This window comes from Shimia litoralis, from assembly GCF_005518135.1.
Taxonomy (GTDB): domain Bacteria; phylum Pseudomonadota; class Alphaproteobacteria; order Rhodobacterales; family Rhodobacteraceae; genus Shimia_E; species Shimia_E litoralis.
Genome location: NZ_SULI01000002.1, coordinates 72,935 through 86,633, shown reverse-complemented (window position 1 = coordinate 86,633; position 13,699 = coordinate 72,935). Strand labels below are relative to the sequence as shown.

Sequence of the window (13,699 nt, the reverse complement as noted above, 5' to 3'; positions counted from 1 at the left end):
AAGCTGTCACGATGAAGTTAAGGCCCCGTGTTGGGTCAAATGAATGGAGATAGAGCCTTGCCTCTTATGAAAAGCTGGGTGGCCTCGGCCAATAGTGCCAACCACCCCTTCCCCCTGAACAACCTGCCATATGGTGTGTTTTCTACTGTGGGCACCGAAGAACGTTGCGGTGTCGCGATTGGCGACATGATCTTGGATGTGACCGCCGCCGAAGAGGCCGGTCTTATCCGCCTAAGCGAAATCCCTGTGTTTGACGTTCCATACTGGAACGACCTTATGGATCTGGGATCAGAGGCATGGGCCGAGTTGCGGGCACGTTTGATTGCTCTGCTCGCCGAAGGCAGCGCCGAGCAATCCAAGGTCGAGCCACATCTGGTGGCGATGGCGGACGCCAGCCTTCATATGCCGTTTGCCGTCAGCGAATACACCGATTTTTATGCCGGTCGCCAGCATGCGCAAAACATGGGTGCAATCCTGCGCGGTTCCCCTGATCTGCCCGCCAACTGGCTGCATATCCCGATTGGGTATAACGGCCGAGCGTCGTCTGTTGTCGTATCTGGCACCGACATTCACCGCCCCAATGGTCAACGCAAGGCACCGGATGCCGAAATGCCAAGCTTTGGCCCGTCAATGCGGTTGGATATCGAATTGGAAATGGGCGCCATCGTGGGTCAGCCCTGTGATTTTGGCCAGCCGATCACCGTCGACGAAGCAGATGATATGATCTTTGGGTATGTCCTGCTGAACGATTGGTCCGCACGTGACATCCAAGGCTGGGAATACCAACCTTTGGGCCCGTTCCAAGGCAAAGCCTTTGGTACATCGATCAGCCCATGGATCGTGACAGCGGCGGCATTGGAAGAATTCCGCACGCCAACACCAGAGCGCGAGAAAGAGCTGCTGGCTTATCTCGACAGCTCCAAAGACGGTTTGTACGACATTGAACTTCAGGTTCTGATGCAACCTGAAGGCGCGGACAATGCCAGCGTTGTGGGCGAGACCAACTATAGCCGGATGTATTACTCTGCAGCGGAGCAGCTGTGTCACCATGCTGTTGGCGGCTGTGCCATGAACGTGGGCGATCTATTGGGTTCTGGCACGATTTCGGGCCCCACCAAAACTGAATACGGCTCCCTGATGGAAATGAGCTGGGCAGGGCGCGAGCCATTCACGCTGGACACAGGCGAGACCCGTACGTTTATCGAAGACGGCGACACGCTGACACTGCGCGGCGCTGCCAAAGGTGACGGTTTTGTCATCGGCTTTGGCGATTGCACAGGCAAAATCCTGCCCGCCGTTCAATGGCCGGCCAAAGGGTAAGTCAATGACAACCCGCCCCACATATGTCGGCTATATCGCGATGAGCCTTGATGGCTTTATCGCGGATGCCAGCGGCAGCGTTGAATGGCTCGACCCGTTCAACACTGTGCTGGGCGATGCAGGAGATGATGGAGGCTATGCAGCTTTCATCGCGCCTGTGGATGCGCTGGTGATGGGGCGGCCCACATACGAACAGGTGATGGGTTGGGGTTGGCCATATGAAACACGCGCTGGATATGTGCTGACACATCGCACAGATTTTGCAGGCGACCACGTGACTGCCTCGGGCGACATCGACGCGCTTTGTGATGCGATCGCAGCCAACGGTCATCGCCACATCTGGATCATGGGCGGCGGGGAAACCCAACGCGCAGCGCTGGATGCGGGCATGTTCGACACACTGACCCTGTTTATCATGCCTACGATTCTAGGCGGCGGCCTGCCCTGTTTTGGCACCGGCCCCCAACACAACATGACACTGACCGCCAGCACACAGCTGCCCGGCGGCATTCTGAAACTCGATTACGCGATCAAGGACTGAACACATGGCAAAAGCATTCGCGTCCCAAGGGGACATGACAGAAAAGAAAATCACATTCGACCAAGTGGGTGAGGGCCTGTACGCCTTTACCGCCGAGGGTGATCCGAACTCGGGCGTGATTATTGGCGATGACAGCGTCATGATCGTCGAAGCCCAAGCCACGCCCCGTCTGGCCAACAAGGTCATCGAATGCGTGCGCAGCGTTACAGACAAACCAATCAGCCACGTTGTTCTGACCCACTATCACGCCGTGCGCGTTTTGGGTGCGTCGGCTTACGGTGCGGATCAGATCATCATGGGCGACACAGCCCGTTCGATGGTTGTCGAGCGCGGCCAAGAGGACTGGGACAGCGAATTCCAACGTTTCCCACGTTTGTTCGAAGGCCACGAGTCGATCCCCGGCCTGACGTTCCCAACCACTACATTCAGCGATGACATGACTATGTATCTTGGCAACCGTCGTGTTGACCTGATGCATCTTGGCCGTGCCCACACCGCAGGCGACATTGTCATTCACGTACCCGACCAGAACGTCATGTTCACCGGCGACATCGTCGAAGATCATTCGGCTTGTTATTGTGGCGACGGCCACTTTAACGAATGGGGCCAAACATTGGACAACATCGCATCCTTTGATGTGGACGCCATTGCACCCGGACGTGGCGGCGCATTGATCGGCAAAGAGGCTGTTGAGCGCGCCATCGAAAGCACGCGTGATTTTGTCGAAAGCACCTATCGCCCTGCTGCCAAAGTGGCCGCACGCGGTGGATCATTGAAAGAAGCATGGGACGCTGTGCGCGCTGAATGTGATCCGAAATTCGCAGATTACGCGATCTATGAACACTGCCTGCCGTTTAACGTCGCGCGCGCCTATGACGAAGCTCGCGGCATCGAAAACCCACGTATCTGGACCGCGCAGCGCGATCTGGACATGTGGGCAGCCCTTCAGGGTTAACCCGATCTAACCCCCTTGTGCACCTTGTTTCAGATCAGCGCACAAGGGGCAGACACGCAATAATATGGAATTCATTGGCGTCATGCTTGGCCATGGCCTTGAAAAGTGCGCCCGAAATTTGGAGGAGACCAACCCATGTTTGATGACAGATATACGCTGGCCTACAAGCTCTACCCTTACGAGCGTTCGGCCGATCAGGACAAAGCCGCCCCCGTGCGTCACCCCGTCGTGGTCATGGGTGGTGGCCCCATCGGGATCGCAACCGCACTGGATCTGGGCCTGCAAGGCATTCCGGTTCTCGTGCTGGACGACCACGAAGGCGTCGGCATGGGCAGTCGCGCCATTTGTTTTGCCAAGCGGTGCCTAGAGATCGCTGACCGGTACGGCTGTGGCGAACCGATGCTGGACAAGGGCGTCGTCTGGAATGTGGGCAAAGTTTTCCACAAGGACGATCAGGTCTTTGAATTCAACCTGCTGCCAGAAGAGGGTCACAAATATCCGGCCTTTATCAACATGCAGCAACCCTATTACGAGAGCTTTCAGATCGAACGCCTGCGCGAATTGCAGGCACAAGGCGCGCCGATCGAAATCCGTGGCAAGAACCGCATCGATAACGTCGAGGTCAAAGACGACCATGTGGTGATCGAAGTATCCACTCCGGACGGACCTTACACACTCGAGGCAGATTGGCTGGTGGGCTGTGATGGCGCATCATCACCGCTGCGCACCATGATGGATCTGGAATTCACCGGTAAGGTATTTCAGGACAGCTTCCTGATCGCTGACATCAAGATGAAAGGCGAAGTCGACTTCCCCACAGAGCGTTGGTTCTGGTTCGAACCGTCCCACGGTGAAGGCGCGTCGATGCTGTTGCACAAGCAACCCGATGATGTTTGGCGTGTCGACTTCCAAATCGGTTGGGACGTTGATCGCGCAGAAGAGATGAAAGAGGAGAATATCCGTCGTCGTTTGGATGCGTTCCTTGGTGGTGTTGACTATGACATGGTCTGGTCGTCAATCTATACCTTCCAATGCAAGCGCATGGATAGCTTCCGACATGGCCGCGTATTTTTCGCTGGCGACGCGGCGCATCAGGTGTCGCCATTTGGTGCACGCGGCGCAAATTCGGGCATGCAAGACGTCGACAACCTTGGCTGGAAGCTGGGTCTTGTGATCAATGGCAAGGCACCTGATGCATTGCTCGATACCTATGACACCGAGCGTGTGCACGGCGCCGATGAAAACATCATGAACTCGACCCGTTCGACAGATTTCATCACACCAAAGTCGAACATGTCTCGCCTGCTGCGGGATTCGGTTCTGGCGCTGTCCGATCCTTATGAATTTGCCCGTCCGATGGTGAATTCTGGGCGCCTATCGGTGCCTTGCACCTATGACGGGTCCTCGCTTAACTCTGCGGATGCGCTTGATGGCCCAGAACGCACACGGCCAGGATCATCGTGCCCCGACGTACCGCTGGGTGATGATTTCCTGCTGTCAAAGCTGGGTAACGATTTCATCTTGCTGACCATCAACGCCGATGCGCCCGATGAAATCCACGAAGACGGCGTCGTGGTCAAGCGTTTGGCACTGACAACCAACAGTGACCCGACTGGCATGCTCAAAGAGCGCTACCTCGGTGATGCGACATCTGCTGTATACCTGATCCGCCCTGATCAACACGTCGCAGCCCGCCGTCCGAACTTTGACGAAAACCAGATTCGTACGGCCATCAGCCGTGCCACAGGCAAGGAGTAATTGACGATGTCTGATCTTATCCTGACCCCAAATATCAATGGCGTGGATGACTTCTATGCTGAACTAATTGCCACACACGATGGACTGTCCGATGAGGACAGTCAGGCGCTGAACGCGCGCCTTGTTCTTGTAATGGCTAACCACATTGGAGACCGCGCGACACTGTCTCAAGCGCTGGCCGCAGCTGCGCTCAAATCGGAGGAATAAGCCCATGAAGATCGAACAGATACATCACGTTGCCTATCGCTGTAAGGATGCGAAAGAGACCGTCGAATGGTACAATACCAACCTCAAGATGGATTTTGTATTGGCCATCGCCGAGGACCACGTCCCATCCACCCACGAACCCGATCCCTATATGCATATCTTTATGGATGCCGGGAACGGGAACGTTCTGGCATTCTTCGAACTGCCGACAAAACCGGAAATGGGCCGTGACCCCAACACCCCGATTTGGGTGCAACACATCGCCTTTAAGGTCAAAGATCGCGATACTCTGATTGAATTCAAGGACCACCTCGAAGCCAATGGCGTCGAAGTTCTGGGCGTGACCGATCACTCGATCTTCCATTCGATCTATTTCTTCGATCCCAACGGTCACCGCGTCGAGCTGGCCTGCCCAGACCCTGAAGAAGCAGCAATGCTCAAGCGCATGGATGAGGTCAAGTGGGACATGTTGAACGAATGGGCTGTGACCAAAAAGGCACCAAAGCACGCTGACTGGCTGCACGCCAAAGAGTTGAAGAAGTAAGCTTAACTTATCAAGTAAGTTGACGTATAAATCCTGTGGTCAGCCCTTCAAGGCTGGCCACAAACCTTGAAGAAGCGGGCGCAAAACATGACTGACACGATCCTTTATGATTATTGGCGCTCTTCCGCGAGCTATCGACTGCGCATTGCACTAAATATTGCCGATATCGACTATCGGGCCGTCTCCGTCGACCTCGTCCAAGCGGCGCACAAAAGCCCCGCGCATTTGGCGCGCAACCCGCAAGGCTTGGTGCCTGTTTTGGAGATCGACGGCCATCGTTTCACTCAGTCGCTCGCAATCCTCGAGTATCTGAATGACACACGCAATCTAGGATTACTGCCCAACGATCCAAGTGAAGCAGCACATGTGCGCGCCCTCGCACACAGCGTGGCAGTCGACGTTCATCCAGTGTGTAATCTCGGCGTGGTCAATCACGTTGCCCAGCTCTTGCCGGAAAATGGCACTGCCAAAATTGACTGGATGAGGCATTTCATTCCTGCTGGTCTCGAGGCATTCGAAGCATTGCTGGCACCTTTCGAACAGTCACCATACTGCTGCGGTGCGTCGCCCTCTCTGGCCGATATCTGCCTTATTCCTCAATTGTACAACGCTCACCGTTGGGGCGTCGATATTTCCGAGATGCCCCGCATCTTAGCAGTCGAAGCAGCCTGCGCCGACCATCCTGCCTTTGCTGCAGCAGCTCCGGACCAAGTTAAACCCACTTAACACTCGCTCTCCGTCTGCATTCGGGCGCCTTACAACCCATCTGGTCCATTGATCTATGCCGTGCTTTGCGCGGCATTTTCATGTGTGCAACCCAACCTTGAGGGCCATCAAATCGCAATAGAGTTACCAAATTTCTCCAAGTTATGAATTTGTGTAACATTTTTCTTGCCACGAATCGCTTTCTCTAATATCCCGACCATGCGGTCGGCTATTTCCGACGATGGACAGGACAAAGGTAACACCCATGGACGCATTCATCTGCGACGCAACGCGCACCCCGATTGGACGCTATGGCGGCGCGCTTTCTTCAGTACGGGCGGACGATTTGGCGGCGGCACCCATTGCCGCCCTGGTCGCGCGCAACCCTCAGGTCGACTGGGCCAGCATTGACGACGTGATCTATGGATCCGCCAACCAAGCTGGGGAAGACAACCGCAACGTGGCGCGCATGGCCGCCCTCCTCGCGGGCCTTCCGATTGACGTACCGGGCACCACCGTGAACCGTTTGTGCGCCTCTGGCATGGATGCCGTCGGAATGGCGGCTCGCGGCATCAAGGCAGGAGACTATGACCTTGCCATCGCTGGCGGTGTGGAAAGCATGTCACGCGCGCCCTTTGTGATGCCAAAGGCCGCGGCCGCGTTCACCCGCGCCAATACAGTTTACGACACCACCATTGGTTGGCGGTTCGTAAACAAGAAGATGCACGAGATGTATGGCACGGATTCCATGCCACAGACCGCCGACAATGTCGCTGCGGACTATGACATCAGCCGCGCCGACCAAGATGCCTTTGCTGCCAACAGCCAGGCCCGTTGGGCCGCCGCGCATGAAGCAGGCGTTTTCGCTGATGAGATCACAGCCGTGTCTGTGCCACAGCGCAAGGGCGATCCGATCATTGTTGACACTGACGAACATCCCCGCCCCGGCACGGATGCAGCTAAGCTGGGCAAGTTGCGTGGTGTAAACGGCCCTGACCTTACGGTCACTGCGGGCAACGCATCTGGCGTCAATGACGGTGCTGCGGCCATCCTCTTGGCCAGCGATGCTGCGGCAAACAAGAACGGCCTGAAACCGATGGCCCGCGTGGTTGGCATGTCTGCCGCTGGTGTGGCGCCTCGTGTGATGGGCATTGGCCCGGTTCCAGCCAGCCAAAAAGTACTGGCACGTGCCGGCCTGACCATCGACCAGATGGATGTGATAGAATTGAACGAAGCCTTCGCCAGCCAAGGCCTTGCCACGTTGCGGGCTCTTGGTGTTGCGGATGATGCTCCGCATGTGAATGCCAATGGCGGTGCCATCGCCATGGGCCACCCATTGGGCATGTCAGGCGCACGTCTTGTGCTGACAGCCGCCTATCAATTGCAACGCACCGGTGGGCGCTATGCGCTGTGCACCATGTGCGTCGGTGTCGGCCAAGGTGCCGCCATCATTATCGAACGCGTATAAGGGAGGAGACCTGCTAATGTATGCACAGCTCATCAAAACAGCCCGCTCCGGCATCAAATCCCGCGAGGAGATGTCCGAGCAGGAACGCGAGTTCCAAGACAAGATCGACAACGACATCAAGATCGAGCCCCGCGACTGGATGCCTGATGACTACCGCCGCACGCTGATCCGCCAAATGGGCCAGCACGCGCACTCGGAAGTTGTGGGTCAGCTGCCAGAAGGTAACTGGATCACACGTGCCCCAACACTGGAGCGCAAAGCGATCCTGTTGGCCAAGGTTCAAGACGAAGCAGGCCACGGTCTTTATCTTTACTCGGCCGCTGAAACTCTGGGCGAAAGCCGCGACGAGTTGGTGCGCCTTTTGCACGAAGGTCGGATGAAGTATTCGTCGATCTTCAACTATCCAACGCTGAACTGGGCCGACATCGGCGCTGTTGGCTGGCTGGTGGATGGTGCAGCGATTGTGAACCAAGTTGCCCTGCAGCGGACATCATATGGCCCCTACAGCCGCGCGATGGTTCGCATCTGTAAAGAAGAAAGCTTTCACGCCCGTCAGGGATATCACGCAATCATGAAAATGGCCTTTGGGTCACCTGAACAAAAACGTCAGGCACAAAGCGCCGTGGACCGTCTCTGGTTCCCTGCGATCATGATGTTTGGCCCGACCGATGCGGATTCGACCAACTCGGATCAGTCGATGGCTTGGAAAATCAAAGTGAAATCCAACGATGAGCTGCGCCAGCAATTCATCGACCAAACGGTGCCACAGATCGAATACCTTGGTCTGGATCTGCCTGATCCCGGCATCAAATGGAACGAAGAACGCGGCCACTATGACTTTAGCGACCCAGATTGGACCGAATTCTTTGACGTCATCAAAGGCAACGGCCCGTGCAACACCGATCGTCTAAAAGATCGCGTGGCTGCGTGGGACGAAGGTCAATGGGTTCGTGATGGCCTGATGGCACACGCCGAGAAAAAAGCCGCTGCTAAAATCGCAGCCGAATAATTCCAAAGCTAGGAGGAGACCTCAGCTATGAAAAACGAATGGCCCCTTTGGGAAATCTTTATCCGCGGTCAACATGGCATGAGCCACCGTCACGTTGGTTCATTGCATGCACCAGACGCCGAAATGGCGATCAAAAACGCGCGCGACGTGTACACGCGCCGCAACGAAGGCGTGTCGATCTGGGTTGTAGAAGCCAAGCATATTGCGGCGACCGCACCGGGTGACAAAGGCCCGTTGTTCGAGCCCAGCGAATCCAAAATTTACCGCCACCCGACATTCTTTGATATTCCAGAAGAAGTGGGGCACATGTGATGGCAGAGGTCGATCAAAAGGCCCTGCTGCAATTTCTGCTCCGCATGGGCGATAACACATTGGTGCTTGGCCACCGTGTGTCAGAATGGTGTGGCCACAGCCCGATCCTTGAAGAGGATATCGCGCTGGCCAACACAGCACTTGATCTCATCGGTCAAACTCAGCTTTGGCTGGGCTATGCCGCAGAGGTCCAAGGCGAAGGTAAATCAGCAGACGACTTGGCATTTCTTCGGGATGCGTGGGACTTCCGCAATGTTCTGTTGACTGAGCTTCCCAATGGCGACTTTGGCCAGACCATGATGCGTCAGTTCCTGTTTGATGCATTTCAATCGGTCATTTTGGCCCGTCTGTTGAAATCTTCGGACACCACGGTAAGCGAGATCGCCGCGAAGGCTATCAAAGAAGTTGCTTATCATGTGGAACGCTCGGCAGACACCGTTGTCGGTCTGGGTGATGGCACCGAAGAAAGCCATAGCCGCATGCAGGCCGCGCTTGATTATCTCTATCCGTATGTGGGCGAGATGTTCCTAAGCGACGACGTCGATGCTGCGATGGCTGCCGCGGGTGTCTGCCCTGACCCAACCACATTGCGCGAAGAGTATGACGCGCTTGTGTCCAAGGTCATGGCCAATGCCACACTGGCAATTCCTGCCAACGCCTATACCCATAAGGGTGGTCGCACAGGATACATGCACACCGAGCACTTGGGCCATTTGCTGACGTCGATGCAATGGCTTCAGCGCGCCTATCCGGGATGCGAGTGGTAACACCCATGGCACATCCTTCAGTGGAACAGGTTTGGGAATGGCTTGAAACCATTCCCGACCCCGAGATCCCTGTGATCAGCTTGATTGATCTGGGCATTATTCGGGACGTAGCGTGGGAAGACAACACATGTGTTGTGTCGGTCACGCCCACCTACTCTGGATGCCCGGCGACTTCGATGATCAACATGGACATCGAAACCAAGTTACGCGACTGCGGGCTCACCAAAATCGAGTTGCGTCGCAAGCTAAGTCCGGCCTGGACCACTGATTGGCTCTCCGAGAAGGGTGCCGCCGCTTTGGAAAAATATGGGATTGCCCCACCGCAACCCGCGGGTGGCCCCCAACGGTGCCCGCACTGCCAAGGCACCCAACTCGAAAAACTGAGCCAGTTTGGTTCGACCCCGTGCAAGGCACAATGGCGCTGCCAAACCTGCCTTGAGCCGTTTGAATACTTCAAGTGCATATAGTGTATTTCGGCAAACCAATGGCTTAGCCATTTGCCGGAATGCGTCTCACACCGCCATATTTCGTACATTCAGAAATTATGTCGGATACCAATTTAATCCCGCAACGCTTCAGGGAGGAACCGATGGCGCGCTTTCATGATCTGACCGTCACAGACGTTCACAAAACTATCCGCGACGCAGTCGTGGTCACCCTTCAGCCCGTCAATGGCGCGGCCGAAGAATTTGACTTTACTCAAGGCCAGTATTTGACCTTCCGTCAAGATTTTGACGGCGAGGAACTGCGCCGGTCTTACTCCATCTGCGCTGGGAAAAATGACGGCGTTTTGCAAGTCGGCATTAAGCGTGTCGATGGTGGCGCGTTCTCCACGTGGGCCAACGAAGACCTTAAGGTCGGTGATACGCTTCAGGCGATGCCGCCAATGGGGGGCTTCTTTAGCGCCTTGGATGCCGGAAACGAGAAAAACTATCTTGGGTTTGCAGGCGGCTCCGGTATCACTCCGGTTCTGTCGATCCTCAAGACGACCCTCGCCGCAGAGCCAAATTCAACCTTTACGCTGGTATATGCCAACAAAGGTGTGAACACGATCATGTTCCGCGAAGAGCTGGAAGATCTTAAAAACACCTATATGGGGCGTTTTAACACGATCCATATTCTGGAATCTGACGCGCAGGAAATTGATCTTTTCACAGGATTGGTCACCGAAGAAAAATGCGCCGAGTTGTTCCAAAGCTGGATCGACATCAAAAACATCGACATGGCGTTTATTTGTGGCCCTGAACCAATGATGCTGGGCATCGCTGCAGCCCTACGCTCGGCTGGTCTAGATGATGCGCAGATCAAATTCGAACTGTTTGCATCCTCGCAGCCAGGACGCGCCAAGCGCAAAGCCGTGTCAAAAGGCGGGGCGTCTAACGCCAATCAGGCCAGCGCGTCAATCACGCTGGACGGCTCGACACAGACCATCAACATGCCAAAAGACATTTCGATTTTGGATGCTGCGTTGGAAAACAAAATGGACGCGCCTTACGCCTGTAAGGCTGGCGTATGTTCGACCTGTCGCTGCAAGGTCTTGGAAGGCGAAGTCGAAATGGTCGCCAACCATGCCTTGGAAGATTACGAGGTCGAAAAGGGCTATGTCCTGTCATGCCAGTCCTTTGCCGTCACCGACAACGTTGTTGTCGACTTTGACCAATAACCCGAGGAGATTGATATGTCTGAAGATATGAGCATCGAAAGCTATCTGGCGGCAGGTGGCATTCTGACAAACCCGTCAAATGTGCCCCCTCGGTATCGGGCGGAACTGATGAAGTTGATGGCGACATTTGTAGATTCCGAACTGGCTGGCGCCGCCGGATTTGCAGATATCATCAACGCAGGTCCCGGCATCAAGGAACGCATCTCAGCCGCAAAGATCGTGTTGGAAAAAACCGACAATGCGGACCGTGTGTTGCGCATCATGGGCGAATTTGGCGCAAACACCGATAAATACGCCAACCATCACCCCTGGACCGCACGTCTTGATCGCGATGCACCCGCTGGCACAGAGCGCGCCGAGCAGGATATGCGTCTGGCCGTGTTCAACTATCCGCTTGATGGTTGGGTCGATGCGGTCGTGATGAACCTTTTGATGGGCCGCGCTGTGGCCGTCCAAATGGGCGAATTCTCGATGGTGTCTTACCAACCTCTCGCCGAAGCTTTCCGCGCGATTGCCCCCGTCGAGGCACGCCACGCGGAATTGGCCGAAGAAGGCGTTGCCAAGCTAGCCGAGGGAGACAACAAAGCTGCGTTGCAAGCCGCTGTAGGGTACTGGTGGCCACGCGTCGCTGGGTCGTTTGGGTCCACAAGTTCGATCAAAGCGGATACCCTCAAAGCAATGGGCCTGCGCAAATCTACTAACGCAGAGCTCAAGGCGCGTTGGGAAGCAGAAACCAAAGCCATTTTGGAAAAATTTGGCCTGACAGCCGCTTAATTCCAGCCACAAGCAGAAAAACCGCCCCTCGATTGGGCGGTTTTTTGTATTTCATTCCAACTTTTCCAACGTCCGGAGCAGAACTTTGCCAAGTTGAGCAATTTGCTGATCCGACAAGGCACCCTGCAACGCGCGCTTTTCATCTTCAGACACCGCCGTCATGACGGCTTCGGCTCGTTTTTCACCCGCTGAGGTCAAGCGCACATAGCGGCTACGCTTGTCGGATGAGTGATCTTCGCGCACAATATCCCCTTCTTCCTCGAGCTGTTTCAGGACTTTGGTCATCCCACCCGAGGTGATCAGTATCGCTTGGTATAGGTCGGTCGGCGTCATACGTCGGGGCACGGGTTGCGCGCGCAACGTCACCAATGCTTCGAAACCGGCTTGAGTGAGACCGAAACCATTCAGGATTCGAATGTTCCGCTCTTTGACGAGGTCGTTCAAACGAATAATCCCAAGCATGACAGCCGTTTCTGGGGTATCCCATTCCGGCCAATTTTGCCGAATATCCGCAAGAATTTCTGAAACTGACTGCTTGGTTTCCATTGGGTCTCCAAAATTTACCTTGCCAGAAAGGTAACATACCCCTACCTAAAGAGATATACCTTTCTGGAAAGATACCATGAGAACCATCAAGGATCGCCTGCGCCACACGATCACGTTCGAATTGATTGCACTTGGAATTGTGATGACCGCTGGCAGCTGGATCACAGGTCACGGCATGGCGTCAATTGGCGTGTTCGGATTAATGATGAGCCTGATCGCGATGGCGTGGAATTTACTGTTCAACTGGCTCTTTGACATATGGGACCTTCAATATCGTGACATGGCCCCACGAGGTGCGTTGATCCGGGTCCTACATGCCACACTTTTCGAGGCTGTCTTGCTTGTTGTCGGTCTATTTCTTGCCGCTTGGTGGCTGGAAATTTCCTATTGGGACGCCTTCATGCTTGATATCGGGATATCGGTTTTTTTCCTCGTGTACGCCTATGTCTTTAATTGGACGTACGACATCATCTTTCCGATTTCACACCACACCAAGAAATCGGACGTGCATGCAGGGCAAGTAAGCCGCGCGTCAGAGGGACTTTAGCCCACCCAGCGTCAGGTCACTGACGACCTTGGCATAGTCCTCGCGCGCTTGGGATCCCGCCCCCGTATTCCACATGTAATACCAGTTCAGCATGCCAAACACCGACATCGTCGCGGATCGAAGCTTGACCGGATCGTCATCAAATACATCCGGTGCGGCCTCTTGGATAATGGTGTTCAAAAACATCACCATATCACGCTGATAGCCGCGCAGAGGTTTTTGCAAGTCTTCCGGAAGCGCGGACATCCCGCTGGTCTGCACGCGGTGTTCGTCGTCAACACCCTGATACGCGAACAAAATCTCCCGAACCACGCATTGCAACCGTTCCGCAGGCGTGCGGTTTGTAAGATCAAGGCCACACACTGTATCTCGTAGTTCGCGAAGGTAGGTTTCAAGGATGTCATACAAAATGGCATCCTTGCTGTTGTAATAGTGATAAATATTCGCCTTGGAGATCCCGCACTCTCGCGCTAGCTGCGCCATTGACGCGCGGTCAAACCCTTCGTCCGCAAATACGCGTGCGGCAGATTTGAGGATTTGTGCGCGTTTCTGGTCATGGTCTTTTGCGATTGTACGGGCCAAA

17 protein-coding genes are annotated in these 13,699 nt (G+C 55.1%); 15 read left to right on the top strand and 2 right to left on the bottom strand.

Annotation, left to right across the window (positions count from 1 at the left end):
• Nucleotides 1–57 precede the first annotated feature (57 nt).
• From fahA to FAP39_RS02300, 14 genes are all read left to right on the top strand, one after another.
• Nucleotides 58–1,320, top strand: coding sequence for a fumarylacetoacetase (gene fahA / locus FAP39_RS02365; RefSeq protein ID WP_138014775.1), 1,263 nt, complete (start codon nucleotides 58–60; stop codon nucleotides 1,318–1,320).
• Nucleotides 1,321–1,324: 4 nt separating this feature from the next.
• Complete coding sequence (locus FAP39_RS02360; RefSeq protein ID WP_138014774.1) at nucleotides 1,325–1,861, top strand: dihydrofolate reductase family protein; 537 nt, start codon at nucleotides 1,325–1,327, stop codon at nucleotides 1,859–1,861.
• 4 nt (nucleotides 1,862–1,865) lie between these two features.
• Nucleotides 1,866–2,816, top strand: coding sequence for an MBL fold metallo-hydrolase (locus tag FAP39_RS02355; protein ID WP_138014773.1), 951 nt, complete (start codon nucleotides 1,866–1,868; stop codon nucleotides 2,814–2,816).
• 135 nt (nucleotides 2,817–2,951) lie between these two features.
• The gene (locus FAP39_RS02350; protein WP_138014772.1) at nucleotides 2,952–4,574 is read left to right on the top strand and encodes an FAD-dependent oxidoreductase; all 1,623 of its coding nucleotides are present in this window, start codon (nucleotides 2,952–2,954) and stop codon (nucleotides 4,572–4,574) included.
• Nucleotides 4,575–4,580: 6 nt separating this feature from the next.
• Nucleotides 4,581–4,781, top strand: a complete 201-nt coding sequence (locus tag FAP39_RS02345) for a DUF2783 domain-containing protein (protein ID WP_138014771.1) — start codon at nucleotides 4,581–4,583, stop codon at nucleotides 4,779–4,781.
• Nucleotides 4,782–4,785: 4 nt separating this feature from the next.
• Nucleotides 4,786–5,325, top strand: coding sequence for a VOC family protein (locus tag FAP39_RS02340; RefSeq protein WP_138014770.1), 540 nt, complete (start codon nucleotides 4,786–4,788; stop codon nucleotides 5,323–5,325).
• 87 nt (nucleotides 5,326–5,412) lie between these two features.
• On the top strand, nucleotides 5,413–6,051 hold the full coding sequence (gene maiA / locus FAP39_RS02335) for a maleylacetoacetate isomerase (protein WP_138014769.1): 639 nt from the start codon (nucleotides 5,413–5,415) through the stop codon (nucleotides 6,049–6,051).
• Nucleotides 6,052–6,295: 244 nt separating this feature from the next.
• Complete coding sequence (pcaF, locus tag FAP39_RS02330) at nucleotides 6,296–7,498, top strand: 3-oxoadipyl-CoA thiolase (RefSeq protein WP_138014768.1); 1,203 nt, start codon at nucleotides 6,296–6,298, stop codon at nucleotides 7,496–7,498.
• Nucleotides 7,499–7,514: 16 nt separating this feature from the next.
• Complete coding sequence (gene paaA, locus FAP39_RS02325) at nucleotides 7,515–8,507, top strand: 1,2-phenylacetyl-CoA epoxidase subunit PaaA (protein WP_138014767.1); 993 nt, start codon at nucleotides 7,515–7,517, stop codon at nucleotides 8,505–8,507.
• A gap of 27 nt (nucleotides 8,508–8,534) precedes the next feature.
• Nucleotides 8,535–8,819: a 1,2-phenylacetyl-CoA epoxidase subunit PaaB gene (gene paaB, locus FAP39_RS02320; RefSeq protein ID WP_138014766.1), complete on the top strand. Its 285-nt coding sequence runs from the start codon at nucleotides 8,535–8,537 to the stop codon at nucleotides 8,817–8,819.
• Complete coding sequence (paaC, locus tag FAP39_RS02315; protein ID WP_138014765.1) at nucleotides 8,819–9,586, top strand: 1,2-phenylacetyl-CoA epoxidase subunit PaaC; 768 nt, start codon at nucleotides 8,819–8,821, stop codon at nucleotides 9,584–9,586. Before paaB ends, paaC begins: the two co-directional genes overlap by 1 nt.
• A 5-nt stretch (nucleotides 9,587–9,591) precedes the next feature.
• Nucleotides 9,592–10,053 carry a 1,2-phenylacetyl-CoA epoxidase subunit PaaD gene (gene paaD, locus FAP39_RS02310; RefSeq protein ID WP_171006766.1) on the top strand — a complete coding sequence of 154 codons (462 nt, stop codon included), beginning with the start codon at nucleotides 9,592–9,594 and terminating at the stop codon, nucleotides 10,051–10,053.
• Nucleotides 10,054–10,175: 122 nt separating this feature from the next.
• Nucleotides 10,176–11,249 (top strand): 1,2-phenylacetyl-CoA epoxidase subunit PaaE, encoded by a 1,074-nt coding sequence (gene paaE / locus FAP39_RS02305; protein WP_138014763.1) that lies wholly within the window; start codon nucleotides 10,176–10,178, stop codon nucleotides 11,247–11,249.
• 15 nt (nucleotides 11,250–11,264) lie between these two features.
• Complete coding sequence (locus FAP39_RS02300; protein WP_138014762.1) at nucleotides 11,265–12,023, top strand: Phenylacetic acid catabolic protein; 759 nt, start codon at nucleotides 11,265–11,267, stop codon at nucleotides 12,021–12,023.
• A 51-nt stretch (nucleotides 12,024–12,074) separates the two neighbouring features.
• Here the strand turns inward: FAP39_RS02300 and FAP39_RS02295 are convergent, their stop codons facing one another.
• Nucleotides 12,075–12,569, bottom strand: coding sequence for a MarR family winged helix-turn-helix transcriptional regulator (locus FAP39_RS02295; protein WP_138014761.1), 495 nt, complete (start codon nucleotides 12,567–12,569; stop codon nucleotides 12,075–12,077).
• Between the two features lie 76 nt (nucleotides 12,570–12,645).
• Between FAP39_RS02295 and FAP39_RS02290 the strand changes: the two genes are divergently transcribed.
• A complete protein-coding gene (locus FAP39_RS02290; RefSeq protein WP_138014760.1) occupies nucleotides 12,646–13,116 on the top strand; it encodes a PACE efflux transporter in 471 nt (156 codons plus the stop codon).
• On the opposite strand, the gene FAP39_RS02285 is transcribed toward FAP39_RS02290, so the two are convergent.
• The gene (locus tag FAP39_RS02285) at nucleotides 13,102–13,698 is read right to left on the bottom strand and encodes a TetR/AcrR family transcriptional regulator (RefSeq protein WP_138014759.1); all 597 of its coding nucleotides are present in this window, start codon (nucleotides 13,696–13,698) and stop codon (nucleotides 13,102–13,104) included. The two genes, FAP39_RS02290 and FAP39_RS02285, sit on opposite strands and share 15 nt — an antisense overlap.
• Between the last annotated feature and the right edge of the window lies 1 nt (nucleotide 13,699).